This window comes from Streptomyces sp. iso_384, assembly GCF_056172905.1.
On the sequence record NZ_JBWBTT010000001.1, the window covers coordinates 3689039 to 3715622 of the forward strand.

The window sequence follows — 26584 nt, forward strand, 5'->3', positions numbered from 1 at the left end:
GTGACATGTCACAGGTTCTTCCTGGCGACACACCACTGATCCACGACCTCATCGGCATCGGCTTCGGCCCGTCCAATGTGGCCATGGCGATCGCGATCAGCGAGCACAACAGCAAAGTCGGCAGGCAGGATTCGGTCACCGCCCACTTCTTCGAGCAGCAGGCGAGCTTCGGCTGGCACCGCGGCATGCTCATCGACGACGCCACCATGCAGGTGTCCTTCCTCAAGGACCTGGTGACGCTCCGGAACCCGGCCAGCGAATTCAGCTTCCTCTGCTATCTGCAGAGCCAGGGCCGTCTGATCGACTTCATCAACCACAAGAACCTCTTCCCGCTGCGGGTGGAGTTCCACGACTACTTCGAATGGGCCGCGGCCAAGGTCGACGACCTGGTCTCCTACGGCCACGAAGTCGTCGCCGTCACCCCGTATCTGCACGACGGCATCGTGGAGCACCTGGACGTGACCGTCCGGTCCGCGGAAGGACTCGCGGTCCACCGGGCCCGCAACCTCGTCATCGGCACCGGCCTGCGCCCCGTCATGCCCGAGGCCGTGGAGCGCGGTGACCGCGTCTGGCACAACTCCGACCTGCTGCGGAAGGTCGACGGCCTGGACGGCACCTCGCCCTCGCGGTTCGTCGTCGTCGGCGCCGGCCAGAGCGCCGCCGAGAACGTCGCCTATCTGCACCGCAGGTTCCCCGACGCCGAGGTCTGCGCGGTCTTCTCCCGCTACGGCTACAGCCCCGCCGACGACAGCAGCTTCGCCAACCGGATCTTCGACCCCGAAGCGGTCGACGACTACTTCGCCGCCCCCGAGGAGGTCAAGAGCCGCCTGATGGCCTACCACGGCAACACCAACTACTCCGTGGTGGACATCGACCTGATCGACGACCTCTACCGGCAGATGTACCGGGAGAAGGTCCTCGGCACCGAACGGCTGCGCTTCCTCAACGTGTCCCGGGTCACCGGAGTGGAGGAGAAGCCCGACGGCGTACGCGCCACCGTGAAATCACTGGTGACCGACGAGGAGACGGAACTGGACGCCGACGTCGTGGTGTTCGCCACCGGCTACAGCCCCGCCGACCCGCTCGGACTCCTCGGCGAGGTCGGCGACCGCTGCCTGCGCGACGACGCGGGCCGGGTCCGGGTGGAGCGCGACTACCGGATCTCGACCGGCCCGGAGCTGCGCTGCGGCATCTACCTCCAGGGCGGTACGGAACACACCCACGGCATCACCACATCGCTGCTCTCCAACACCGCGATACGGGTCGGCGAGATCCTGGACTCGCTGCTCGACCGCCGGGTCAAGTCCACCTCCGACGAGTCCCGGCCGGTCGCCGAGGGCACCGGCGGCTGAGGGGCGTACGGGGCGACAAGCCCCGTCGACCCGCCGTGAGTTCCGTGCTCGGCCCGCCCGGTGAGCTGCCGGACGGGCCGGGCGCGACCGTTCTGATCAAAGGGATATCGTTCGTCGACATGGTCACGACTGCAGTGGAGCGTCCCGCGCCCGGGGGGACGACGGACATCCGCGGACGGCGGGTCGCGGGGCTGGGCGTTCTCGCCGTGACGCTGGTGGTCGCGGCGGCGGTGTCGTTGGCCGTCGGGGCGCGTGCGCTCAGCCCCGGCGAGGTCTGGCACGGGCTGTTCGCGGACCCCGACCCGGACCAGAAGCTCACCGAGATCCGGCTCATCGTGCAGACCGTGCGTGTGCCCCGGACGGTCCTCGCGGTCGTGGCGGGCCTGGCCCTGGGGGTCGGCGGGGCGCTGATCCAGGGGTACACCCGCAACCCCATAGCCGACACGGGGCTGTTGGGGGTGAACGCCGGAGCCTCCTTCGCCGTGGTGTCGGTCATCGCCGTGTTCGGGTTCACCAACCCCTTCCAGTACGTCTGGTTCGCCTTCGTGGGCGCGGGCCTCGCCGGTGTCGTCGTCTTCGGCCTGGCGAGCATCGGCAGGGGAGCGGGCAATCCGCTGACCCTGGCCCTGGCCGGGCAGGGCGTCACGGTGTTCCTCGCGGCGATGACCACGGCGGTGGCGCTGACCGACCAGAAGTCGCTGAACGCACTGCGGTTCTGGAACGCGGGCTCCGTGGCCGGTGTCGGATTCGACGTCATCCGGCCGGTGACCGGGTTCATCGCCGTCGGGCTGGTCCTGGCCCTGATCACGCTGCCCGCCCTGAATCTGCTCAACCTGGGCGACGACGTGGCGCGCGGGCTCGGAGTGAACATCGCGGCGAGCCGGACGCTCGGCATCGTCGCCGTCACCCTGCTGGCGGGCGCCGCCACGGCGGCCTGCGGCCCGATCGCCTTCCTCGGGCTCATGGTGGCGCACGTGGCCCGCTATCTGACCGGCCCCGACTACCGCTGGCTGGTCCCGTACGCGGGTCTGCTCGGCTCCTGCGTCCTGCTGGTCTGCGACATCGTGGGCCGCCTGGTCGTGCGGCCGGGCGAGCTGGAATCGGGCGTCGTGGTCGCTCTTCTCGGGGCGCCCTTCTTCGCGGTCCTGGTGTGGCGAGGGAAGTTCAAGAAGGCATGAGGCAGGTTCACGAGCACATGAGGGAAGCCCGGGAGCCCATGAGCGGGACCGAAGCGAAAGCGGTGATGGCGCCGGGCGTACGGCTGGGCAGCGTGTCGTTCGTCTGGCGGCCCCTGCTCGTCCTGGTCACCCTGGTGCTCGCGGCGGCGGCCTTCCTGGTCTTCTGCCTCTCCATCAGCGTCGGTGACTTCCCGATCGGCCTCTCCCGGGTCATCGCCACCATCTTCGGGCAGGGCGAACAGGTCGACGAGTTCGTCGTCATGGACCTCCGGATGCCCCGCGCGCTGGCCGGTCTCATCGTGGGCGCCGCCCTGGGCATGTCCGGGGCCATCACCCAGTCCGTGGCACGCAACCCGCTCGCCAGCCCGGACATCCTCGGGATCACCGGCGGAGCCAGTGCCGTCGCGGTGTTCCTGGTGACGGCGACGGGCGGCACCGCCGCGGCGATCACCGGCTCGATCGGGCTGTCGGCGGCGGCCCTCGTGGGCGGCCTCGGCACCGGGCTGCTGGTGTACTTCCTGGCCTGGCGGCGCGGCGTCGACGGCTTCCGGCTCATCCTCATCGGCATCTCGGTGACCGCGATGACGCAGGCGATCACGACCTGGCTGCTGGCGTCGGCCGACATCCGGGACGTGGCGCGCGCCCAGGTATGGCTGGTCGGCTCGCTGGACAGCCGCTCCTGGGACGAGGTCCGGGTGGCGTTCTGGTGCACCCTCGTCCTGCTGGCCGTCGTGGCCGCCGTGGCCTTCCAGTTCAAGCCGATGCACCTCGGCGACGACGTCGCCGCCGGGCTCGGCGTACGGTTCGGCCGGGTGCGGGCGGTCCTGCTGCTCTGTGCCGTCCTGCTGGCCGCCGTGGGGGTGAGTGCGGCGGGGCCGGTCCCGTTCGTCGCCCTGGTGGCGCCCCAGGTGGCGATGCGGCTGGCGAGGTGGCCGACGCCGCCGGTCATCGCCTCCGGGCTGGTGGGCGCGCTGCTGCTGATCGGCTCCGACCTGGTCGCCCGCGCGGCACTGCCGATCGGTCTGCCGGTCGGTGTGGTCACCGCCGTGATCGGCGGCCCGTTCCTCGTCTACCTGTTGGTACGGGCGAACCTCCGGTAAATGGTAAGAAGTAAGGCGAACCTCAGTAAGGGGGGCTTGTGGTCGCGCAGTTCACCGCCGAGGCCGATGCGGGAGTCAAGGACGCCGCACGGCTGGCAGCCAGGGGCATCACCGTCGGGTACGGCGGCCGGCCGGTCATCGACGAGCTCGACGTAGCGATCCCGCCGGGCGTGGTCACCACGATCATCGGCCCCAACGGCTGTGGCAAGTCCACCCTGTTGCGCACCCTGACCCGGCTCCTCAAACCGGCCGGCGGCACCGTCGTGCTGGACGGCGAGGACATCGGCCGGCTCCGCACCAGGGACGTGGCGAAGAAGCTCGGACTGCTGCCGCAGGCGCCGGTGGCCCCGGAAGGGCTGACGGTCGCCGATCTGGTCGCCCGAGGACGCCACCCGCACCAGAGCTGGCTGCGGCAGTGGTCCTCGGACGACGCCGACGTGGTGCGGCGCGCGCTGGCCATGACCGGGGTGGCGGACCTGGCCGAGCGGCCCGTCGACTCGCTGTCCGGCGGCCAGCGTCAGCGCGTGTGGATATCGATGACCCTCGCCCAGGGCACCGATCTGCTGCTGCTGGACGAGCCGACCACGTATCTCGACCTGGCGCACGCCATCGACGTACTCGACCTCGTCGACGATCTGCACGAGTCGGGCTGCACCGTCGTCATGGTGCTGCACGACCTCAACCTGGCCACGCGCTACAGCGACAACCTCGTGGTCATGCGGGACGGGGCCATCCTGGCGCAGGGCCATCCCCGGGACGTGATCACCGCCGAGCTGCTGGACGAGGCGTTCGGGCTGCAGGCCAAGGTGATCGAGGACCCGGTGGGCGACCGGCCGCTCATCGTGCCGATCGGCAGAGCGCACGTCCGGCTCGAACCGTAGAGCCCCGCGGCCGCCGACACCGTACGTCAGGAACGTCGTTGACGGTACGTCATGTGCAGGCGACGGCCCCGTGGCGCCACGATGCCGCTCAACTCGTCGTGGCCAGTGGAAGGTTCATTGGTTAGGCTAGGCTGACCTCACTTGCTCGGGGTACAGTCTGGCTGCCCTCATACCGGGGCGCAGTGGACAGCGCGAAAGCAAGGGATTCCGGATGTCTCTCCATAGAACGACGCTGGTGAAGCCGTGGCAGCGGCTGGCCGCGGTCCTGTCCGCCGCCACCCTCGGCGTCGGTCTCCTCGCGGGATGCGGCAGCGACTCGGCGGACGACAAGAAGAAGGACGACGCCCCGGCCGCGGCCGAGGGCGCGTTCCCGGTCACCGTGGAGCACGCGTTCGGTTCCACCGAGGTCGCCAAGGCCCCCAAGCGGGTCGTCACCGTCGGCTACACCGACGACCAGGCCGTCCTGGCGTTCGGCATCAAGCCGGTCGGCATGGTCGACCAGTACCCGAACCCGGCCGGCCAGTCGCCCGACATCAACACGCAGTGGCCCTGGGTGAAGGACAAGTGGGGCGACGCCCGCCCCGACGTCGTCATGAAGAACGGCGACGCCGGCCCCAACTTCGAGAAGATCGCCTCGCTGCGCCCGGACCTGATCATCGCGGTCTACTCCGAGGTCGACAAGGCGGCCTACGAGAAGCTGTCCAAGATCGCCCCGACCGTCGGCCGCACCAAGGCCGAGAAGGAACTCTTCAGCGCCCCGTGGCAGGACAACGCGGTGCACATCGCCAAGGCGCTCGGCAAGGAGAAGGAAGGCGCCGAACTGGTCAAGGGCATCCAGGCCAAGCTGGACGCCGCCAAGAAGGCCCACCCCGAATTCGGCGGGCAGAAGGCCGTCGCGCTGTCCTGGTACAAGGACTCCATCTCGGCGTTCACCTCCACCGACGTACGAGGCCGCCTCGTCACGGGCACCGGATTCACCTACCAGACCGAGATCGACAAGGTCGCGGACGGCGGCTTCTCCGCCGAGCTCTCGCCCGAGCGCATCGACCTGATCGACGTCGACCGCATCTTCGTCGTCAACGACCAGGCCGACACGGACGCGCTCAAGAAGTTCGAGCTGTTCAACAACCTCCCCGCCGTCAAGAACGGCAAGGTCTCCTACCTGCTGGACAGCGAGGGCCCGGCGGTCGGCGCCGCGATGTCCCAGGGCACCCTGCTCTCCCTCCCGTACGCGATCGACGAGCTCGTCGAGTCGGTCGAGTAGAGATGACGACCCGCCACCCCGCTCCCCGGCGAGATTCGGTATCCGTGTGACTGTCACCGACACCCCCGTCGTCCCGACGACCCTGCGTACGGCTACCGGACGCGAGGCCACCCGCTGGGTGGCCGAGCACTGCCGGCAGACCCCGTGGCTGACGCTCTCCACCGTCCTCACCACGGTGGCCGGGGCCGCGCTTCAGGTGGTCCCGGTGCTGCTGCTCGGCCGGGTCGTCGACGGGGTGGTCGGTGGTGAACCACGCTCGATACTGCTCACGGTCGGGGTGCTGATGGTGGCTGCCGCGCTGTTCGGCGCGGCAGCCACCGCCGCCTCCACCTTCCTGATCGGGAAGCTCGGGGCCGAACTCCTCGCCCGGCTCCGCGAGGAAGCCGTCCGCGCGGTGCTGGGGATGCCCAGCGCACGCGTCGAGGAGGTCGGCCGGGGGGACGTGCTCTCCCGGGTCGGCGACGACGTGGCCGTGATCTCCAAGGGCATCCGGACGGCCATCCCCACCGTGTTCTCGGCGGGCGTCCTCGTCGTCATCGCGACGATCGGCATGTTCGGACTCGACTGGCGCCTCGGTCTGGCCGGAGCCTGCGCCCTGCCCGCGTACGCGCTGGCGCTGCGCTGGTACCTGCCCCGCTCGGCGCCCCTCTACCGCAGGCAGCGGGTGGCCCAGGCCGACCGCGCCCAGGCCCTGATCAGCGGACTCAACGGGATCGACACGGTCCGGGCGTACCGCCTGGAGGGCGGCGTGCGCGAGAAGGTCACGGCCGAGTCGTGGCGGGTGCGCAATCTCGGCATCGAGGTGTTCCGCTTCTTCGGACGGTTCGTCGGCCGGGAGAACCGGGCCGAGTTCATCGGGCTGGTCCTGATCCTGGTCGTCGGATACGCCCTTCTGGAGGCGGACGCCGCCACCCTGGGCGAGGTGTCGGCGGCCCCGCTGATGTTCCACCGCCTGTTCACCCCGCTCGGCGCGATCATGTTCACCTTCGACGAGGCGCAGAAGTCCGGCGCGAGCCTCACCCGCCTGGTCGGTGTGTTCCACGAGCCCTCCGAGGAGCGGCTGGTGGGCGACGGCTCCGTCCTGCCCGCCGACGTCGCGCCGTACCCGGTCACGGTGGAGGGGCTGACCTTCAGCTACCCCGGGTCCGAGGAGCCGGTGCTGCGGGAGGTGTCCCTGTCCATCCCGGCCGGCGGATCGCTCGCCCTGGTCGGGGCGACGGGCGCCGGCAAGTCGACCCTGGCCGCGCTCATCGCCGGCATCGGAAGGCCGCAGGCCGGGTCGGTGCGCATCGGGTCGCACGACCTCGCGGACATGGACGAGGCCGGGGCGCGCGCCCTGGTGAGCATCCTGACCCAGGAGACCCATGTCTTCTCCGGCCCGCTCGCCGACGACCTGCGGCTCGCCGCCCCCGACGCGAGCGACGAAGAACTGCTGGACGCGCTGCGTACGGTCGGCGCCGGAGAGTGGGCCGAACTGCTCCCCGACGGGCTGCACGCGATGGTCGGCGAGGGCGGTGAACGCCTGGACGTCACCAAGGTCGCCCAGATCGCCCTGGCCCGGCTGATGCTCGGCCGGTCACCGGTGGTCGTGCTCGACGAGTCGACCGCGGAGGCGGGCAGCGAGGGCGCCGCCGAGCTCGAACGCGCCGTGCTGGCCGCCTGCTCCGGCCGGACCACCCTGTTCGTGGCCCACCGCCTGACCCAGGCGATGAGCGCGGACCGGATCGCCGTGCTGGACGAGGGGCGCGTGGTGGAGGAAGGAACGCACGGCGAGCTGGTGGAGCTGGGCGGCCGGTACGCCCGGCTGTGGCGTGCGTGGCGAGAAGGAAGTTAGACACACCGGGTCTAGGTCAGGTCAACTCGCATACCTCGGAAGGATGCTGAGACGTCGATGGCGGAACCCAGCGTTTCTCGCGTACTGCTGTCACCCACCCGACTGGCCGCGCTGCGCCGGCGGACCGGCGACCACAGCGACCGGACCCTGGTCGAGGCGTGCGCCGTCGGGCTCGCGTACTGGGCGACCGGCACCGGACCGGCCTGCCTCCACCTCACCCCCGCCACCCCCTTCCCCGACCTCCTCGCGTGGGTCGACAACGGCGCCGGCGCGGCCGGAGGGTGGGAGACCGACGTGGAGCGTCTCCGGATCACCGTGCCGCCCGGCGTCGACCCCGCCGACGCCCAGCAGGCACTGGACGACCTGGCCGACTTCCCGGACCGGCCCGTCGGCACCATAGGCCCTTCCGGTCCCCGGGCGAGGACCGCGGAGCTGGCCCGGTGGAACGACACCCGGGCCGACCGGGACCGCCCGACCATCATGGAGCTGTTCCACGAGCAGGCGCGCCTGCGGCCGGAAGCCGTCGCGATCGTCGACCCGCACCGTCCACTGACGTATCGTCAAGTAGACGCATTGTCGGCACAGTTGGCTCACCATCTGTTGGAACGCGGCCTCGAACCCGAACAGATCGTCGGCATCTCGCTCGGCCGTTCCGCCGAGATGGTCGTCGCCCTGCTCGCCGTGCTCCGCGCCAGGGGCGCCTTCGTCCCCCTCGACCCCCAGTGGCCGGCCGCCCGCCGGGCCGTCGTCGCCGAGGACGCCCGGGTCGTACTGCAGCTCAACTCCACCGGCAAGGCCGGCGCCGGGGAACCGGACGCCGTCGCCGTCGACCTCGGCGACTGGAAGTACGCCGCCCACCCGGTGGACGCGCCCGACGCGACCGTCCCCGGCGACGCCCTGGCCTACGTGATCTTCACCTCCGGCTCGACCGGGCGGCCCAAGGGCGCCATGATCCGGCACCAGGCGATCAGCGAGCGCCTGCTGTGGCAGTCCGGCGAGATCCTCCACTTCGGCCACGACGACGCGTCGCTCTTCAAGGCCCCGCTCTCCTTCGACATCTCCATCAACGAGATCTTCCTGCCGCTCGTCACCGGCGGCCGCCTCGTGATCCTGCGGCCCGGCGGCGAACGCGACCCGCACCATCTGCTCGGCGTCATCGCCGAACAACGCGTCACCTTCACCTACCTGGTCTCCTCCATGCTGGACGTGCTCCTGGAGATCGCAGGTGACTCCGGCCGTCTCGACAGCCTGCGGCACGTCTGGTGCGGAGGAGAGGTCCTCACCCCGGAGCTGTACGAGCGCTTCCGCGCCCGCCTCGACATCCCGCTCTACCACGGCTACGGCCCCGCCGAGACGACCATCGGCGTCTCCCACGTCATCTACCGGGGCGCCGCGACACGCCTGTCGACCTCCATCGGCAGGGCCAACCCCAACACCCAGCTCTACGTCCTCGACGACGAACTGCGCCCCGTGCCGGTCGGCGTCGGCGGCGAACTGTACGTCGGCGGCCTCCTCCTGGGGCGCGGATACGTGGGAGCACCCGGCCTCACCGCCTCCCGCTTCGTCGCCAACCCCTTCGCCACGGACGGCTCCCGGCTGTACCGCACCGGCGACCTGGCCCGGTACGCCCCGGACGGATCGCTGGACTTCCTCGGCCGCGCCGACAACCAGATCAAGATCCGCGGCATGCGGCTGGAGATCGAGGACGTCGAGGCCTCTCTCGCCGAACACCCCGGCGTACGGCACACCTGCGTCGTCGCGAAGAAGAACACCGCGGGCGGCACCTACCTGGTCGGTTACGTCATCCCGTCCGCCGGCCACGGGGATCTGAGCGCGGACGCGGTCAAGGCCTGGGCCGCCACCCACATGGTCGAGTACATGGTGCCCGCCCACCTGGTCGTGCTGACGAGGTTCCCGCTCACCGCGAACGGCAAGATCGACCGGAACGCCCTGCCGGAACCTTCCGTGGGCGCCGCAGCCCTCGTGGCGCCCGCCACCGAGAACGAGCGCCTGGTGTGCGAGGCCGTCGCGGCGGTGCTCCGAGTGGACGACGTCGGCGTGGACCAGGACTTCTTCCAGCTCGGCGGGGACAGCATCCTGGCGATCTCCCTGCTCAGCGCCCTGCGCGAGGTCGGCCTCCATGTGAGCGCACGCCAGATCTTCACCCACACCGTCGTCGGGGCGCTGGCGGCGGTGGCGAGCCGGGAGTCCGCCGCCGCCGTCGACCACGGCGACGTCGGCACCGGCACCGTCGTGGGGTCGCCCATCGTGCAGTGGCTCGGCGAGACCACGGACGCGATCGACGGCTTCGTCCAGTCGGTCGTCCTCAACACCCCGGCGGAGCTGACCGCCGAGGCCCTCGACGAGATCCTCGCCGCCGTGCTCGACCGGCACGACATGCTCCGCGCCAAGCTGGTACGCGGCGAGCGCTGGGGCTTCGACATCCCGCCCGCCGGGCAGACCGCCTCCTGCTGGGAGCGGAGCGACGCCCCCGTGGCCGAATGCGTCTCCCTCGCGACCGAACTGCTCGACCCGGACAACGGCGTCATGCTGCGGGCCGTCTGGCGCCGCGAGGCACGGCAGCTGGTCCTGGTCGCCCACCATGTGGTGACCGACGGCGTGTCCTGGCGGATCCTGATGGACGATCTCGCCACCGCATGGCGGCAGCACTCCTCGGGCGCCCCCGTCGAACTGCCCCCGGTGGGAACCTCGTTCCGGCGCTGGACCCAACTGCTGAGCCGCACGCCGTTCACCGCGGACCGGACCCACTACGCGAGGCCGCTGCCCGCCGCCGACGCACCGATCGGCAGGCGCGCCCTCACCGCGGCCGACACCGTGGAACAGGAGCGGACCCGCACCGTCTCCGTCGGAGCCGAGGTCACGGCAGCGCTGCTCGGCGACATTCCCGCGAAGTTCCACGCGGGCGTCAACGACGTCCTGCTGACCGCACTCGCCGTCGCCCTCGCCCGCTGGCGCCGCGACCGGGGGCAGGATCAGACGTTCGCCCACATCGAGCTGGAAGGGCACGGCCGCGAGGCCCGCTTCGTCGCGGACGCGGCCGGATTCGAACCCGAACTGTCGCGCACCGTCGGCTGGTTCACCACCCTCTTCCCGGTCACCGTGGACCCCGGCACGGCCACCGACCTCACCGCTCCCGCCTACCTCGCCGCCGCCCTCAAGGCGGTCAAGGAGGACCTCGCCCGCACGCCGGGCAATGGTCTCTCCTACGGCGTCCTGCGCCACCTCGCCGGCGACGTGCCGACCGGCCCCGCCCCGCAGGTGCTCTTCAACTACCTGGGCCGGTTCGACGCGGGCGGCACGGAGAGCTGGCAACTCGCGGGCACGACCGGACAGCTGGGGGAGAAGCGCGACCCCCTGATGCGGCTGCCACGCGCCCTGGAGTTCAACGCCATCGCCGAACCCGACGCGAGCGGCGCCTATGAGCTGGTCACCACCATCTCCTGGCCCGACGGGGTGTTCACCGACCCGGACATCACCGCCATCGGCGACCACTTCCGTTCCGCCCTCACCGCACTCGCGGCGCTCGAAGAGGGCGGCCACACACCCAGTGACTTCCCGCTGGTGCCGCTGACCCAGGCCGACGTGGACGCCCTGGGCGGCCAGGACCTGCACGACGTCCTGCCGCTGACCCCGCTCCAGGAGGGCCTCTACTTCCACTCCGTCTTCGACGACGATGCCACGGGCAGCTACGTCGAGCAGCAACTGCTCACGCTGGAAGGCGAGGTGGACGCCGACCGGCTGGCCACGGCGGCCACCCGGCTGCTCACGCTCTACCCCAATCTGGCCGCCCGCTTCACGGCCCTCGCGGACGGGCGGGTCGTCTCCGTCGTCGAGAGCGGCAGGAGCGCGCCCTTCACCGTGCTGGACGGACCCGCCCGCACCGACCAGGAGATCCGCGACCTCGCCGAGCGGGACCGCCGGGCCGGATTCGACCTCGCCACCGGGCCCCTGATGCGCTACACGCTCATCCGCGCCGACGCAGGACGCACCGTCCTGGTGCAGACCGTGCACCACATCATCGCGGACGGCTGGTCGGTGCCGCCGATGCTCCGCACCCTGCTGGCCGAGTACCACGCGCCCGGATCGGTGTACCCGGCCGGCGGCTACCGCGACTACGTGGACTGGCTCGCCGGACGCGACCAGGACGAGAGCGACCGGGTGTGGCACGAAGAGCTCGCCGGACTGCCGGGCCCCTCCCTGGTCGCCGAGGGCCACACCCCCTCCGAACGGTTCGCCGACCTCGCGGTCGAACCCGCCGACGACATCGACATCGCCGCACGCTCGGCCGGGGTGTCCTTGAGCGTGGCCGTGCACAGCGCGTGGGCGGCGACCCTGGGCAGCCTCCTGCACAGCAAGGACGTCGTCTTCGGCTCCACCGTCTCCGGCCGCGACGCCGACGTCCCCGGCATCCGTGACATGGTCGGCCTCTTCATCAACACCATTCCGGTGCGCGCCCGTTGGACCCCGGACGGGACCGCGAGCGAGCTGCTCGACGCCGTGAAGCGGCACCAGGGCGCGGTGCTGCCGCACCAGCACGTCTCACTGGCCCGGATCGGCCGCCGGAGCGGCCCGGGGCCCCTCTTCGACACCCTGGTGGTGTTCGACGTCGCCACCGACGTGGACGCCCTGCGCCGCCCGGACGACACCCTCGTCATCACCGACATCGTCAACGAGGGCGCCCCGCACTACCCGTTGACGCTCGTGGTCGAACGCACGCCGGAGGGCCGCCCGCGCTTCAACCTGATCTACGACGGGGAACTCCTGCGCCCCGGCGGCGCCGAGGCGATCCTGCACACCTTCACCCGGAGCCTCGCCGACCTGCTCGGCCGACCGGACGCCCCGGTCGACACCCTGGCCCCCGCGACCGGCCGGGCCCCCGCACAGGAGGCCCCGTCGACCCTGGGCGAGCTGTTCGACACCGCCGCGCACCGCGACCCCGCGGCGACCGCCGTCACCCAGTGCGCCCTGGACGGCGGCACCCGCTCCCTCACGTACGGCGAACTCTCGTACGCGAAGACGGAGTTGGCCGTCGCCCTCCGTGCCGCCGGGGTCGGGCCCGGACAGCGGGTCGCCGTCGCCGTACCGCGCTCCCTGGAACAGGTCGTCGCCCTCGTCGCCGTCGTCACCGCCGGAGGCGCGTACGTCCCGCTGGACCTGGCGTATCCGGACGAACGACTGGAGTACATCCTCGCCGACGCCGCCCCGCAGGTCGTCCTCGTCGACCGCGAACAGCAGGACCGCTTCACCCGGCTGCTGGACCGCGCGGGCGTGAGCGCCCGGGTCCTGGTCCAGGGCGACGACCACCCGCTGGACACCACCGTCCCCGAGGTCCGCCCCGGCGACCCGGCGTACATCATCTACACCTCCGGCTCGACCGGCCGGCCCAAGGGCGTCGTCGTCCCCCACTCCGCCGTCTCCACCCTCCTCGCCAACACCCGGCCCGACATGGACTTCGGCCCCGACGACGTCTGGGTCCAGTTCCACTCCTTCTCCTTCGACTTCGCCGTCTGGGAGCTGTGGGGCGCACTCGCGCACGGCGGCGAACTGCTCGTGCCGGAGTACGGACTGACCCGCTCGCCGGTCGACTTCCACCGGCTGGTCCGGGAACGCGGCGTCACCGTCCTCAACCAGACCCCGTCCGCCTTCTACCGGTTCATCGAGGCCGACCTGCGCTCCGGCGAACCGGCCGGTGCGCTGCGCCGCGTCATCTTCGGCGGCGAGGCGCTCGACCTCGGGCGGCTGCGCGGCTGGGCCGGGCGGCACGGCACCGCAACGCCCCGGCTGGTCAACATGTACGGCATCACCGAGACCACCGTCCACGTCACCCACCGGGTCCTGAACGACGAGGACTTCGCCCGGGGCGACGACGTCAGCCCCATCGGCGGGCCGATCCCCGGCCTGACCACCTATCTCCTCGACGACCGGCTGCGACCGGTGCCGCCGGGCCGGGTGGGCGCCATCTACGTCGCGGGCGACCAGCTGTCCCTCGGTTACCTGGGCCGCCCCGGGCTCACCGCCGGACGGTTCGTGGCGGACCCGTTCGCGGCCGACGGCTCCCGCATGTACCACACGGGCGACCTCGCTCGCCGGACCCTCGACGGCGAGCTGGAGTTCGCGGGCCGCGCCGACGACCAGGTGCAGCTCAACGGATTCCGTATCGAGCTCGGCGAAGTCGAGAACGCCGTACGGGAGGTGGACGGCGTCGTCGATGTGGCCGTCACCGTGGCGGACAGCGGCGACCACCTCGTCGCCCATGTCGTCGGGGAGCCGCCCGCCGATCTCACCGCCCTGCTCGCCGCCAGGCTCCCCGGGCACATGGTGCCGGGCCGGGTGCTGCCGCTCGACGCGCTGCCGCTGACGGTCAACGGCAAGCTGGACCGCAAGGCGCTCACCGAGCGGGCCGCACAGCCGGACAGCCAGGAGTCCGCGACCGCGACCGAAGCCCTCACCGCCCTGACCGGCATCTTCGCCGAGAGCCTGCCCGGTGCGGCCGTGGACGCCGACACCGACTTCTTCGGCGCCGGGGGCGACAGCATCGTCGCCATCACCGTGATCAACCGGGCCCGGGCGCTCGGCCTGTCGATCGCGCCCCGCGACGTGTTCCTGTTCAAGACACCGCGGGCCCTCGCCGGCCACCTCGCGACTCACACCCCGGCACCCGCGCCGACAACGCCCTCCCGCCGTGAGGACGGGCCCCTGCCGCTCACACCGATCATCCTGCGCCAACGCCGACTGGGCGGCTCGCTCGACCGGTTCGCCCAGGCCAGGGCGGTGCCCGTCGCCGAGGGCACCGGCCTCGCCGACATCCGGCGCGCCGCGACCGCCGTCGTGGCCGCCCACCCGGCCCTGCGGCTGCGGCTGCACATCGAGCACGGCGTGTGGGCCCTGCGCACGGAGCCCGCCCGCGAGGCCGCCTTCGTGGCCGTCGTACCGGAGAGCACCGCCGACGCGACGGCCGCCGCCGACGAGGCCGCCGGACGGCTCGATCCTGAGGCCGGAGACGTCATCGCGTTCTCCTGGCTCGCGGCGACCCGCACCCTGGTCGTCACCGCCCACCACCTCGCCGTGGACGCGGTGTCCTGGCTTGTCATCCTCGACGACCTGACCACCGCCCTGAGCGGCGCCGCCCTGCCGCCGCCCACCACCTCCTACGCCGCCTACGCCGAAGCGCTGGCCGTACGTTCCGCCGAATCGGCCGAGGGCCTCACCCACTGGCTCACCACCCTTCAGGCCCCGCCCCTGCTGCCCGCGGTCCAGGGCCTGCGCGAGCGGACGGTGGTCCTGCCGCCCGGGGCGAGCGACCGGGTGACGCGCAGCGCGCCCGGAGCACTCGGCATCGGCCTCACCGAGCTGCTGTGCGGAGCCCTGCGCACCGCGCTGACCCGCATCCAGTCCGCGCCCACCGACCTCGCCGTCGACCTGGAGCGGCACGGCCGGGTCCCGGTCCGCGCCGACCACGACTACTCCCGTACCGTCGGCTGGTTCACCTCCATCGCCCCCGTACGCCTCACCGCCCACACCGACCCCGTCGCCGCGGCGCGCGAGACCGCCGAACGGCAGCCGGACGAGGACGGGCACGTCGCCTACGGCCGGCTCAGGTACCTCAACCCGCAGACGGCCCCCCTGCTGACCGCCCGGCCTCAGGTCCTCTTCAACTATCTGGGCCGGGGCGGCGAGTCGGATGTCCTGCGCATCTCCGGCGGCGACCAGCACAACAGCCCGTACGCCGTCGAGGTCAACGCCTGGACCGACGAGGCCACCGGCTCCCTCCACGCGGCCTTCACCCTCGCCGACGGCGTACCCGACTCGATCACCGAACACTGGCTGGCCGCCCTGGAACGGATCGGCGACGCGTCCGCGACGGCCGAGCGCACGGCCCCGGTCACCCCGCTCCAGCGCGGCCTCTTCTTCCAGGCCCACATGGCCGGAGCCGGCGCCGGCTCCGGTACGGCGAGCACGGCCGGGCACTATGTCGCGCAGAGCTGGTTCACCTTCGACCGGCGCCTGGACACCGACGCGCTGGCCGAGGCGATGGCGTACGTGATCGCCCGCCACCCCGTCGTCGGCGCCCGCTTCACCACCGACGACGACGGAAACCCGGTCCAGGTCCTCAAGGCGGGCCGCCGGGTTCCCGTCCACACCGTCGACCTGGCGACCGACGCCGACACCGAGGCCCTGCGCACCCGGGACCGCGAGCGCGGCTTCGACCCCGGGGAGCCGCCGCTCGTCCGGCTGACCGTGGTCCGGCGGCCCGGCGGCCGCGACGGCCTGCTGCTCAGCTACCACCTGCTGCTGTGGGACGGCTGGTCCCGCGAGATCCTGCTGCGCGACCTGTTCGACGCGTACGAGGCCGTCGTCGCGGGCGAGCCGTGGGACGCGACCCCGGCCGTGCCGAGCTTCGAGGAGTACGCCCGGACGCTCGCCGCCAAGAACCCCGCCGTAGCGGAACGCTTCTGGGTGGACCACCTGGCCGGACTGCCGGGGCCGACGCTGCTCGCCGGAGTGGCCCCGGCCCTCTCCGGGGAACTGCCCCAGCCGCTTGTGCGCACCCTGTCCGCCGAGCTGTCCCAGCTGCTGCGCGACACCGCCCGGGACCGGGGCGTCACCCTGAACTCGGTCCTGACCGGCGCCTTCGGCCTCCTCCTCGGGGCCCGTACCGGCCGCGCCGACGCCGTGTTCGGCGTCACCGTCTCGGGCCGCGAGGGCGAAGGGCACGGCGACATCGTCGGCGTCCTGCTCAACACCGTGCCGCTGTGGACACGGGCCCGGCCCGATGACTCGGTCGACACATATCTGTCCTCCGTACAGGCGGCGCGGGTGGCGGCGATGGACCACGAGCACCTGGGGCTGGGTGAGATCCAGCGGGCCGGCGGGCACGACACCCTGTTCGACAACCTGTTCGTGCTGCAGAACTTCCTGGACCTGGACGCGTTCGCCGAGATGAACGCCCGCCACGGCATCGCCTCCGTGCAGGCCGACGACTCCACCCACTACCCCTACACCTGGGTCGTCACGCCCGGCGACCGGCTCACGGTCAAGCTGGAGCACCGCCACGGCGACCCCGACAGCGCCCGCGCGCTCCTCGACGACTATCTGCGCGTCCTGGAGGATCTGGCGCGGGCGACCGGCCCGCTGGGCGCGTTGCGCGGCCTGGCACCGGACCCCGGGCCCGCCGTGCGCACCGAGGTCGGCACCGACACCGTGGTGGACCGCTTCGACCTCGCGGCCGACCGCGATCCGGAGCGGGTCGCGCTCGTCGCCGACGGTACGACCATGACCTTCGCCGAGCTCCGCGACCGCAGCCGGGCCGTGGCGGGCGTCCTCGCCCGGCGGGGCATCGGCCCCGAGACCACCGTGGGCCTGGCGATCCCGCGCTCCCTCGACTGGATCGCCGCGCTGTTCGCGGTGCTGCGCGTAGGAGCCGCCTATGTACCGCTGGAGTTGGACCACCCGGACGAGCGGATCGCGGCGATCGTCGAGGACGCCCGGCCCGAGGTGATCCTCACCGTGAGCGCGGTGTCACCCCGGCTGACCGGCGAACTCATCGAGCTGGACAGCCCGTTGCCCGCGGCGGAGCCGTACACGACCTTCGCACCGGACGACCCGGACCGGCTGCGCCACCCCGCGTACACCATCTACACCTCCGGATCGACCGGAAAGCCGAAGGGCGTGGTGACCGAGTACGCGGGGCTCACCAATATGCTGATCAACCATCAGCGCCGCATCTTCGAGCCGGTCCTCGCCGAGCACGACCACCGGATCTTCCGGATCGCGCACACCGTGTCCTTCGCGTTCGACATGTCGTGGGAGGAGCTGCTGTGGCTCGCCGACGGCCACGAAGTCCACATCTGCGACGAGGAGTTGCGCCGTGACGCGCCCCGGCTGGTGGAGTACTGCGTCGAGCACGGCATCGACGTCGTCAACGTGACACCCACCTACGCCCAGCAGTTGGTGGCCGAAGGGCTCCTGGAGGACCCGGAGCGGCGGCCCGCGCTCGTGCTGCTGGGCGGCGAGGCCGTCACCCCGGCCCTGTGGCAGCGGCTCGCCGAGACCGAGGGCACCGTCGGCTACAACCTCTACGGGCCCACCGAGTACACCATCAACACCCTCGGCGTCGGCACCTTCGAGTGCCAGGACCCGGTGGTCGGCGTGGCCATCGACAACACCGAGGTGTACGTCCTGGACCCGTGGCTGCGACCGCTGCCCGACGGCGTGCCCGGCGAGCTGTACGTGGCGGGCGTCGGCATCGCCCGCGGCTACCTGGGCCGCAGCGCCCAGACCGCGCACCGCTTCGTGGCCTGCCCGTTCGGCTCACCCGGGGAGCGCATGTACCGCACCGGCGACCTGGTGATCCGCCGGCCCGACGGGAACATCGCCTACCTGGGCCGCACCGACCAACAGGTCAAGATCCGTGGCCACCGGGTCGAACTCGGCGAGGTCGAGGCCGTGTTCGCGGCCCACCCGGCGGTCCGCTTCGTCGCCGCCGTCGCCCAGCCCGACCCGGGCGTCGACGGCGCGTACCGGCTGGCCGCCTATCTCGTCCTGGCGGGCTCCGCCGACCTCGCCCAGGTCGCCGGAGAGGTGGGCGCCGGGCTGCCGGACTTCCTGCGCCCGACGCACTTCGCCCAGGTCGACAGCATCCCGCTGACCGTGAACGGGAAGGCCGACACCAAGGCGCTGCCCGAGGCCAGGCCGCTCGGCGCCCTGACCACGGCGGGCGAGCGTGGCCCGGAGACCGAGACCGAGACCGTGGTCTGCGAGTTCTTCGCCGAGGCGCTCGACCTCGACGACGACGAGGTCAGCGCGGTCAGCGACTTCGTGTTCCTCGGCGGGCACTCCATGCTGGCGGTGCGGCTGATCGGACTGCTCCGCCGCGAGTACGGTCCTGTCATCACCATCCGCGACCTGTTCACCCTGCGCACTCCCGAAGCGATTGCCCGCCACCTCGATGAGAACTCCTGACCCTGATGAAAACTCCTGACACCACGCGGCCCCGACCCGGGGCCGCCATCCTGCGGACGGCACTGCGCCGCAACATCGGCGCCATGATCGCGGGCACCGTCCTCATGGGCCTCTACCAGGCGGCCGAGACCGCGTTCCCCATCGCGCTCGGACTGATCGTCGAGCACACGATGCAGGACCGCAGCCTCGGCTCGCTCGGCGTCTCGATCGGCTCGCTGGCCGTGATCATCACGACGGTGTCCCTGTCGTGGCGGTTCGGCATGCGGGTGCTGCAGAAGGCCAACACGACCGAGGCGCACCGCTGGCGGGTCCAGGTGGCCGCCTGCGGGCTCCAGCCGGTGGCCAGGGACGTGGACCTCAAGTCCGGCGAGATCCTGACCGTCGCCACCGAGGACGCCGACCAGACCGCCGACATCATCGAGGTGGTGCCGCTGCTGATCAGCTCGCTGGTCGCGGTGGTGGTCGCGGCGGTCGCGCTGAGCCTCGCCGACCTCCGGCTCGGTCTGCTGGTGATCGCGGGGACCGTAGCGATCCTGTCGATCCTCGCCGTGATGTCCAAGCGGATCGGGGCCAGCACCCAGGAACAGCAGGCCCGGGTGGCCCGGGCCGGCGCCAAGGTCGCCGACCTCATCATCGGGCTGCGCCCGCTGCACGGCTTCGGCGGCAACCACGCCGCCTTCGGGGCCTACCGCAAGGTCAGCACGGACGCCAAGCGCCAGGCGATCACCGTCGCCCGGGTGAACGGCACCTACGCGGGCACCGCACTGGCCCTGAACGCGGTCCTCGCCGCGGCCGTCTCGCTGACGGCCGGCTGGCTGGCGTTCGGGGGCCGGATCACCATCGGGGAACTCGTCATGGCCGTGGGCCTCGCGCAGTTCATCATGGAACCGCTCAGGATGTTCTCCGAGATGCCCAAGTACGTGATGATGGCCCGCGCCTCGGCCGAGCGCATGGCCCTGGTACTGACCGCGCCGCCGGTGACGACACCGGGGCCCGAGCGCCCGGAGCCCGGCGGAGACCTGGAGGTCGACGGCGTACGCCACGGGACGCTCCAGGGGGTCACGTTCTCCGTGCGGGCGGGTGAGTTCGTCGCGATCGCCGCCTATCAGCCGCGTGCGGCGGCCGAACTCGCGGCCGTCCTCGCGATGAACGTCGCCCCCCAGGCGTACGGGGGAGTGGTGCGGGTCGGCGGGCGGAAGGTCGGTGAGCTGTCGATCGAGGCGGTGCGCGGGTATCTCCTGGTCAACCCGTACGACGGGGAGATCTTCGCCGGCACCCTCCGGACGAACATCGACCCGGCGGGCAGTGGCCGGTCGATCGCGGATGCCGTCGAGGCGTCCATGCTCACCGACGTCGTCGCCCTCCACCGTGAAGGGCTCGACCACGTGGTCCGCGACCGGGGCGCGAATCTCTCCGGCGGTCAGCGCCAACGGCTGTCACTCGCCCGTGCGTTGGCCGCCGACACCGAGATGCTCGTGCTGCACGATCCGACGACGGCCGTGGACGCGGTCACCGAACAGCTCATCGCGCGCAACGTCGCCAAGCTGCGCCGCGGCCGGACCACGCTCGTGCTGACCAGCAGTCCGGCGCTGCTGGACGCGGCGGACCGGGTGCTGGTCCTGGACGGCGGCGCCATCACCGCCGAGGACACCCACCGCAACCTGCTCGCCAGCGACGAGGCGTACTGCCTGGCCGTGGCCCGGTGAGGCTCCGGCAGGGGCGAGCAACCGCTCGCCCCTGCCGGAGGCTCAGCCGAGCGCCCAGGCGACATCCCTGAGCAGGGCGTGCCGCCAGCCCGCCCGGTCGTGGTCCGAGGCGGACCGCGAGACCCGCACGGTCGCACCGGCCCGCTCGGTGAGCGACTCGGTCAGCTCGCAGTGGGGCAGCATCCGCGTCTCGTGTTCCCCGACGTCGAACGCGCACCGCAGCCGCGACAGATCGGCCCCCCGGCGCAGCCGCTCGGCGATGGCGCCGCCGACGGCCCCGCCCAGCGGATCCGCCGGATCCGCGGTCCCGGGCGCCCACCAGAAGGACCCCGACTGGCAGGCGACACGGGAGACCAGCTCCGGGAACTCCAGCGCCGCGTAGAGCGCGCTCAGCCCGCCCAGGCTCTGCCCGGCCACCACCGGCCGGTCCAGGCCCACCGGCACGCCGCAGTCGCCCACCAGCGGCAGCAGCTCGTCCCGGACCGCCTCCCACAGCGCCGGGCGGCAGGCGAACTCCGCCTCCCGGTCCTTCGCCGGGACGAACACGAGCGTCACCGGAGGCATCGCACCCGCTGCGGCGGCCGCGTCGAAGGCGGCCACGGCCGGGTGCAGATACAGCCAGTCGTCCCCGTCCAGCAGCAGCACCACCGGACCGCCACCCGCCACGGGGTGGACCCGCACGGTGCGCCGCCCGCCGAGCCGGTCACTGCTCCAGCGGATCCGGGTACGGGGGAGGGGCGGCACATCGTCCGCGGCGAGGTCCGGCCAGTACGGCTGCGGCGGGGCGTCCGGCGTCGCGGCGAGGGAACGATCGGCGCCCGCACCGGCCGGGTTGAACGGATCGGCGTGGGCCGCGTCCCCCACGAGGACGCGGTAGGTCACCCGCAGCCGCGCGGGCATGGGCACCTCGGCGTACCAGCAGTCCGTGTCCTCCCAGCGGCGCAGCGGGACGGGCGGCGACCAGCTCTCGAAGTCGAGCACCGCCCCGGAACCGCGCCACAGGAAGAGGGTCAGCCAGCCGTCGTCGACGGGAATCGACGCGGGTGTACGCGCCGCTGCCCAGAACGCGTCGGTGCCGGGGCGGCCCGGCAGACCGAAGGCGGCGAAAGGGCTCTCGGTGTCGGCCACGGGGCCGGGGCGGGGAGCGGTCATGAGCGGCGTACCCGTTCGATCACCGGACGCATGAACGTCTCCTTGCGGGAGGAGGAGGGAAAGGCCGGGCCCCAGAACATCAGGGCAGCCTAACCCAGCTGCGGTGAAGGGGTGTTGGTGATCCGGAAGGGAGCGCCGATGCGATGCCCTCGTGGTCACCGATGCGCTGCGCGGCGGTCACCCCTGCGCGGAGTCGCCCTCGGCGTTCGCGGCCATCCGGCGCAGCACCTTGAGCGCGGCCACGTACTCCTCGTCGCTGACGCCTGCGTGCACCACCGCGCGCACCTCGGTCGCCAGCTCGCGCACCCGCGCCCTCGCCGCCTCCCCCGCATCGGTGAGGTGGAGGCGCTGCCCCGCGTCGATCCGCAGCCAGCCCCGGTGGGCCAGCTGGTCGACGACGCGCGTGATCTCGTGCGGCCCGTCCGCGAGCGGTGTCAGCCAGCCGACGACCTCCTCGCGGCTGGGCGCGTCGGGCCGGCCGTGCACGGAGTTCACCACCCAGTACTGGGGCTGCGTGACGTCGATCCCGGCCATCGCGTCGCGCAGCCGCTTGGTGACGGCGGTGTGGACGAGTCCGCTCCAGTACCCGATCGGCTGGGTGGCGAGCATGTCGTCGGTGGCGCCCGGATCGGCCGGAGCCTGGTCGGTGCGGGTGTCGGTCGGCTGGTTCATGATCCCGAAACTAGTGCCCGGCGAGCCGCTCCATCAAGGCGACGCTGCGCGCGAGCATCTCCTGCTCCTCCGCGCTGAGTTCGAGGTCGATGGCCCGGGCGAGCCAGTCGGCCCGACGGTCGCGCTCCGCCTCCAGCGCCGCCCGCCCCACCTCGGAGAGGTCGACGAGGGACTTGCGGCCGTCCGTCGGGTGCGCGCGGCGGACGATGAGCCCCTGGTCCATGAGGAGCCCGACCGCGCGGGCCATCGACTGGGGTCGTACGCGCTGGTCCGCCGCGAGGTCGCTGGTGGTCATGGCCCCGTCCCGGTCGAGCACGCCCAGAACGGCGACCTGGCCGTGCGGGATCCGGTCCTCCTGCTTCACGCGCCGCGCGAGTTTGCCCATGGCGGTGCGCAGATCGGCGGCGACGGTGGCGGGTTCCGGGGTGGGCATAGGGCACTTTAACCCGCGGTCGCCGACGCGTCTGCGCAGGTCGCCCCTGCCGTGGCCGTGGACCGGAGAACTGGACAGCACAACTGAACAGCAAAGCTAAACAGCCAATCTGAACAGCATTGCTGTAGAGTTATCCCGTCGCGGCTCGCGCCGGCGCTGTCGCAAGACCGCCGCGGCATGTGACTACCGGAAGGACCTCGCATGGCCCACCAGGCAGCTGAGCCCACCGCTATCCAGTCCGTCACCGCCCGCCGGATCATCGACAGCCGTGGCAACCCCACCGTCGAGGCCGACGTCCGCCTCGCCGACGGGTCCCTCGGCCGCGCGGCGGTCCCGTCCGGCGCCTCCACCGGCGCCCGGGAGGCCCTGGAGCTGCGCGACGGCGATGCCGGGCAGTGGCACGGCAAGGGGGTCGACCGTGCGGTCGCCCATGTCAACGGGGAGATCGCGGCCGCGGTCGTGGGCCGCGACGCGGACGACCAGGCCGGCCTGGACGCCGCGCTCGTCGCGCTCGACGGCACGCCCGGCAAGTCCCGGCTCGGCGCGAACGCGATCCTCGGGGTCTCCCTCGCCGCCGCGAAGGCGGCCGCCGCGGCGCACCGCCAGCCGCTCTACCGCTACCTCGGCGGCGCCGACGCCCGCCTGCTCCCGCTGCCGATGATGAACATCATCAACGGCGGCGCGCACGCCGACAATCCGCTGGACTTCCAGGAGTTCATGATCGCGCCGGTCGGGGCTGAGACCTTCGCGGAAGCCGTACGCATGGGTTCCGAGATCTTCCACACCCTGCGGCGCGACCTGCTCGCCGCCGGACACTCCACCGGTGTCGGCGACGAAGGAGGCTTCGCGCCCGCGCTGCGCACCGCCGAGGAGGCGCTCGACTTCGTCATGAGCGCCGTCGAACGCAGCGGATACCGTCCCGGCGCGGACATCGGTCTGATCATGGACCCGGCCTCCTCGGAGTTCTTCCGCGACGGCTCCTACGTGTACGCGGGTGAGGGTGTGCGTCGCACCCCTTCCGAGCAGGTCGAGTACCTGGCCAAGCTGATCGACGCGTACCCGGTCGTCTCCATCGAGGACCCGATGGCCGAGGACGACCTGGACGGCTGGCGCGAGCTGACCACCCGTGTCGGCCGCCGCTGCCAGCTCACCGGCGACGACGTGTTCTGCACCGACGAGGCCCAGGTGCGCGAAGGCATCCGTACCGGCGTCGGCAACTCGGTCCTGGTGAAGGTCAACCAGATCGGCACCCTGACCGAAGCCCTTGCCACGGTCGCCACCGCACGCCGTGCGGGCTGGAGCGCCGTGATGTCCCACCGTTCCGGAGAGACGGAGGACACCACGATCGCGGACCTGGCGGTGGCGACGGGGTGCGGCCAGATCAAGACCGGCTCGCTGTCCCGCTCCGACCGCACGGCCAAGTACAACCAGCTGATCCGGATCGAGGAGGAGTTGGGCAAGTCGGCGCAGTACGCGGGCGGGTCGTTGCTGTCGCGCTCCTGAACGCGAACGGGCGGCCTCCGGCGGACGGTTACGTCTGCCGGAGGCCGCCCGTTCGCGGCGAGGCCGGTCCGGGCCGCCGGGTACCGGACCGGCTCACCGCTCCCGGGTCACCGGGTCCGGGCCGAAGAGGCCCGGGTCAGGGGAAGTTGACGACGGTCGAAGGGATCGTCGATGTTCCCGAGGTGGGGGAGCCGGTGTTGTTGATCACGTGTTCGTACTGGCCGTTGCCGCCGAGCGAGACGACGAGCAGGTTGTGGAACTTCACGCCGGGCTTCACGGGGGCCTTGAAGCCGTGACCCTGGATGATGGTCGGGTCGACGTTGTAGTAGCAGTAGCTGCCCATGCCCCAGCCCTCGTGCTGCTCCACCGAGTCGTCGACCCGGTAGGCGGCGTAGCCCTTGGTGTCGCCGTTCTGGATCGCCTCCTGGTTCGGGGCGTCGTAGGCCTTCTCGTTCTGGAAGAAGACCGTGCGGCCGCGCTCGCCGTACCACTCCACGTCGTACTTGTTGAAGTGCTCCACGAACAGCCCGGTCGCCAGCACGTCGTCACCGTTCACGCGGACGCCGTAGTCGGCCCGGTTGGTCTCCCAGCCCCAGCCCTCACCGTGGTCCGCACGCCACACCCAGGTGTGGTCGATGATCGTGTCGTCGCTGTTCACCACGATGCTCGTGGTCGCCTTGCCGGGGCCCGCGCCGCCGATCCGCACGAACACGTCCTGCAGCGACGTCGGGTTCGCCGAGTGATCGGCGGACGCACCCTGCGGTCCGACCTCCAGCAGCGTCGGCGAGTTGATGGGACCGGCGTCGATGAGGAAGCCCGCGAGCTTCACCCCGTCCACGTCGGCGACCTTCATCGCGGTCACGCCGTTGTCCGGGATGATCGTGGCCAGACCGAGGCCCAGGACGACCGTGTCGGCCCGGTTGATGTTGATGGTCTGGTCGATGTGGTAGACGCCGGGCGTGAAGAGCAGGTTCAGCCCCTGTGCGAGCGCGGCGTTGATGGTCGCGGCCGTGGCGCCCTGCTTGACGACGTAGAAGCGGTTCAGCGGGATGGACTCACCCTGCTGGGCTCCGCCGTCCCACGAGACGCCGCGTGCGTTGACCCGCTTGGCGGGGACGAAGACCTTGTAGTCGTTGCCGTCGAGGTAGAGGAACGGCTTCTCGCGCGAGATCGGGGTGGTGTCGAGCGTGGTGTACGGCGGGTCCGGGTAGCTCGCCGCCGGTGCGCCCTGGACGCCGGAGAACGTCATGTTCCACACGGCGTTGGTCCAGCCGCCCACGGAGCTGTCGCGGGTGTACCACTGCTGCTGGGAGTACGGTCCGACCGTGCCGTCGATCTTGGAGTCGGCGATGTAGCCGCCGCTGGCCCAGCCGTATCCGTCGGGCGCGAGGTTGAGCCCGCCCTTGACGTGCATCCGGCGGAAGGGCGCAGCCTGGGAGACCGCCCAGCGGTTGGTGCCGGAGACCGGGTTCAGCGTCAGGTTCTCCGCAGAACGCCAGAAGTTCTGCGTCGCGTTGCCGTCGAACCAGCCCGCGTCCACGGTCACATCGCCGTTGAACGTGGTGTCGTTCGGGTTGAGCCCGAGGCCCGCGATCTGCGTGTAGAAGCCGATCTGCGCGTTGATGTTGTCGTACGTGCCCGGCTTGAAGAGGAGCGCGTGCCGGCCGCTGCCGAACTGGGCCTCCTCCTGCTGCTCGAAGATCGCGTCGACCTTGCCCTGGATGTCGGGCGTGGACGGGTCGAAGACGTGGACGTTGGGACCGAGGTCGCCGCCGCCCGGAATCTCCGGACCGCCGCCGTCACGGGTGCCGAAGACCTTGAACTCCCAGAGGGAGTAGCCGTATCCGGTGGCGCGCTCGGTGCCGGTCAGACGCACGTGGCGCGCGTCGCCGGAGACGTTCAGGGTCTCGTTGCCGCCCGCCGATGTGGTGGTGCTGTAAGCGGTCGTCCAGTTGCTGCCGTCGGCCGAGATCTCGATGCGGTAGCTCTTCGCGTGCGCGGCTTCCCAGGAGAGTTCGACCCGGCTGAGCGCGGCCGGGGAGCCGAGGTCGATCCGTATCCACTGAGGATCGGCGAAGGCGCTGGACCAGCGTGTCCCGCCGTCCCCGTCGACGGCGTTCCCCGCGGCCGTGCCGCCGTTCTCCTCGCTCGACGCGGTCACCGCGCTGCCCTGGGAGAGCAGGACGGGAGCGGCCTGCGCCGGAGCCGCCTGCACGGTCGCGAGGAGCGCCGCGACCAGCGTGGTGACGAGGGCGAGGGCAAGGGTGCGCCATCGAGGGGATGCGGCCATCGGGGGCCGCGAGGGTTTGACGAGGGCAACGGGCATGTCTGATCTCCTGAAAGGTCAGGTGGGCGGGGTGGAACGGGTGCGGACTCGTGCTCCCACAAGGTAGAGAGCGCTCTCTCGGTAGCCGAATGATTCTCCCGTGTTTCCGTCACGTCAAGAGTTGTGCACAGAAAGGCCGCGCCTTGTAGGCCGGACCGCCCGATGTTTCATCTCTCGTAAGTTCAGAGGTAGTTGACCGG

At 71.7% G+C, this 26584-nt stretch carries 13 protein-coding genes; 9 read left to right on the top strand and 4 right to left on the bottom strand.

Features of this window, described 5'->3' with window-relative positions; translation table 11 throughout:
* Nucleotides 1-5 precede the first annotated feature (5 nt).
* The 8 genes from AC0VY3_RS16465 (at nucleotide 6) to AC0VY3_RS16500 (ending at nucleotide 20298) form a co-directional block, all read left to right on the top strand.
* The gene (locus tag AC0VY3_RS16465; RefSeq protein WP_103512394.1) at nucleotides 6-1352 is read left to right on the top strand and encodes a lysine N(6)-hydroxylase/L-ornithine N(5)-oxygenase family protein; all 1347 of its coding nucleotides are present in this window, start codon (nucleotides 6-8) and stop codon (nucleotides 1350-1352) included.
* Nucleotides 1353-1471: 119 nt separating this feature from the next.
* The gene (locus tag AC0VY3_RS16470) at nucleotides 1472-2530 is read left to right on the top strand and encodes a FecCD family ABC transporter permease (protein WP_242740793.1); all 1059 of its coding nucleotides are present in this window, start codon (nucleotides 1472-1474) and stop codon (nucleotides 2528-2530) included.
* 38 nt (nucleotides 2531-2568) lie between these two features.
* Nucleotides 2569-3630, top strand: coding sequence for a FecCD family ABC transporter permease (locus AC0VY3_RS16475; RefSeq protein WP_475549884.1), 1062 nt, complete (start codon nucleotides 2569-2571; stop codon nucleotides 3628-3630).
* Nucleotides 3631-3668: 38 nt separating this feature from the next.
* Complete coding sequence (locus tag AC0VY3_RS16480) at nucleotides 3669-4511, top strand: ABC transporter ATP-binding protein (protein ID WP_103512392.1); 843 nt, start codon at nucleotides 3669-3671, stop codon at nucleotides 4509-4511.
* A 211-nt stretch (nucleotides 4512-4722) separates the two neighbouring features.
* The gene (locus tag AC0VY3_RS16485) at nucleotides 4723-5775 is read left to right on the top strand and encodes an iron-siderophore ABC transporter substrate-binding protein (protein ID WP_242740795.1); all 1053 of its coding nucleotides are present in this window, start codon (nucleotides 4723-4725) and stop codon (nucleotides 5773-5775) included.
* Nucleotides 5776-5821: 46 nt separating this feature from the next.
* On the top strand, nucleotides 5822-7609 hold the full coding sequence (locus AC0VY3_RS16490) for an ABC transporter ATP-binding protein (RefSeq protein WP_242740796.1): 1788 nt from the start codon (nucleotides 5822-5824) through the stop codon (nucleotides 7607-7609).
* Nucleotides 7610-7666: 57 nt separating this feature from the next.
* Complete coding sequence (locus AC0VY3_RS16495; protein ID WP_475549885.1) at nucleotides 7667-18592, top strand: non-ribosomal peptide synthetase; 10926 nt, start codon at nucleotides 7667-7669, stop codon at nucleotides 18590-18592.
* Nucleotides 18593-18597: 5 nt separating this feature from the next.
* Nucleotides 18598-20298, top strand: coding sequence for an ABC transporter ATP-binding protein (locus AC0VY3_RS16500; protein ID WP_103512388.1), 1701 nt, complete (start codon nucleotides 18598-18600; stop codon nucleotides 20296-20298).
* A gap of 42 nt (nucleotides 20299-20340) precedes the next feature.
* On the opposite strand, the gene AC0VY3_RS16505 is transcribed toward AC0VY3_RS16500, so the two are convergent.
* The 3 genes from AC0VY3_RS16505 to AC0VY3_RS16515 form a co-directional block, all read right to left on the bottom strand.
* On the bottom strand, nucleotides 20341-21450 hold the full coding sequence (locus AC0VY3_RS16505) for an alpha/beta hydrolase-fold protein (protein ID WP_475549886.1): 1110 nt from the start codon (nucleotides 21448-21450) through the stop codon (nucleotides 20341-20343).
* A gap of 177 nt (nucleotides 21451-21627) precedes the next feature.
* Nucleotides 21628-22122: a MarR family winged helix-turn-helix transcriptional regulator gene (locus AC0VY3_RS16510; RefSeq protein WP_103512386.1), complete on the bottom strand. Its 495-nt coding sequence runs from the start codon at nucleotides 22120-22122 to the stop codon at nucleotides 21628-21630.
* A 10-nt stretch (nucleotides 22123-22132) separates the two neighbouring features.
* Nucleotides 22133-22555 carry a MarR family winged helix-turn-helix transcriptional regulator gene (locus tag AC0VY3_RS16515; RefSeq protein ID WP_103512385.1) on the bottom strand — a complete coding sequence of 141 codons (423 nt, stop codon included), beginning with the start codon at nucleotides 22553-22555 and terminating at the stop codon, nucleotides 22133-22135.
* 201 nt (nucleotides 22556-22756) lie between these two features.
* On the opposite strand from AC0VY3_RS16515, the gene eno reads away from it, so the two are divergent.
* On the top strand, nucleotides 22757-24058 hold the full coding sequence (eno, locus tag AC0VY3_RS16520) for a phosphopyruvate hydratase (RefSeq protein ID WP_242740801.1): 1302 nt from the start codon (nucleotides 22757-22759) through the stop codon (nucleotides 24056-24058).
* 136 nt (nucleotides 24059-24194) lie between these two features.
* Here the strand turns inward: eno and AC0VY3_RS16525 are convergent, their stop codons facing one another.
* Complete coding sequence (locus tag AC0VY3_RS16525) at nucleotides 24195-26384, bottom strand: discoidin domain-containing protein (RefSeq protein WP_475549887.1); 2190 nt, start codon at nucleotides 26382-26384, stop codon at nucleotides 24195-24197.
* Nucleotides 26385-26584 lie beyond the last annotated feature (200 nt).

What these genes read in the sequence shown, in the direction of transcription:
- AC0VY3_RS16465 (WP_103512394.1), top strand. Translation starts at nt 6, where the DNA reads ATGTCACAGGTTCTTCCTGGCGACACACCACTGATCCACGACCTCATC.
- AC0VY3_RS16470 (WP_242740793.1), top strand. Translation starts at nt 1,472, where the DNA reads ATGGTCACGACTGCAGTGGAGCGTCCCGCGCCCGGGGGGACGACGGAC.
- AC0VY3_RS16475 (WP_475549884.1), top strand. Translation starts at nt 2,569, where the DNA reads ATGAGCGGGACCGAAGCGAAAGCGGTGATGGCGCCGGGCGTACGGCTG.
- AC0VY3_RS16485 (WP_242740795.1), top strand. Translation starts at nt 4,723, where the DNA reads ATGTCTCTCCATAGAACGACGCTGGTGAAGCCGTGGCAGCGGCTGGCC.
- AC0VY3_RS16495 (WP_475549885.1), top strand. Translation starts at nt 7,667, where the DNA reads ATGGCGGAACCCAGCGTTTCTCGCGTACTGCTGTCACCCACCCGACTG.
- AC0VY3_RS16500 (WP_103512388.1), top strand. Translation starts at nt 18,598, where the DNA reads ATGAAAACTCCTGACACCACGCGGCCCCGACCCGGGGCCGCCATCCTG.
- AC0VY3_RS16505 (WP_475549886.1), bottom strand. Translation starts at nt 21,450, where the DNA reads ATGACCGCTCCCCGCCCCGGCCCCGTGGCCGACACCGAGAGCCCTTTC.
- AC0VY3_RS16510 (WP_103512386.1), bottom strand. Translation starts at nt 22,122, where the DNA reads ATGAACCAGCCGACCGACACCCGCACCGACCAGGCTCCGGCCGATCCG.
- AC0VY3_RS16515 (WP_103512385.1), bottom strand. Translation starts at nt 22,555, where the DNA reads ATGCCCACCCCGGAACCCGCCACCGTCGCCGCCGATCTGCGCACCGCC.
- eno (WP_242740801.1), top strand. Translation starts at nt 22,757, where the DNA reads ATGGCCCACCAGGCAGCTGAGCCCACCGCTATCCAGTCCGTCACCGCC.
- AC0VY3_RS16525 (WP_475549887.1), bottom strand. Translation starts at nt 26,384, where the DNA reads ATGCCCGTTGCCCTCGTCAAACCCTCGCGGCCCCCGATGGCCGCATCC.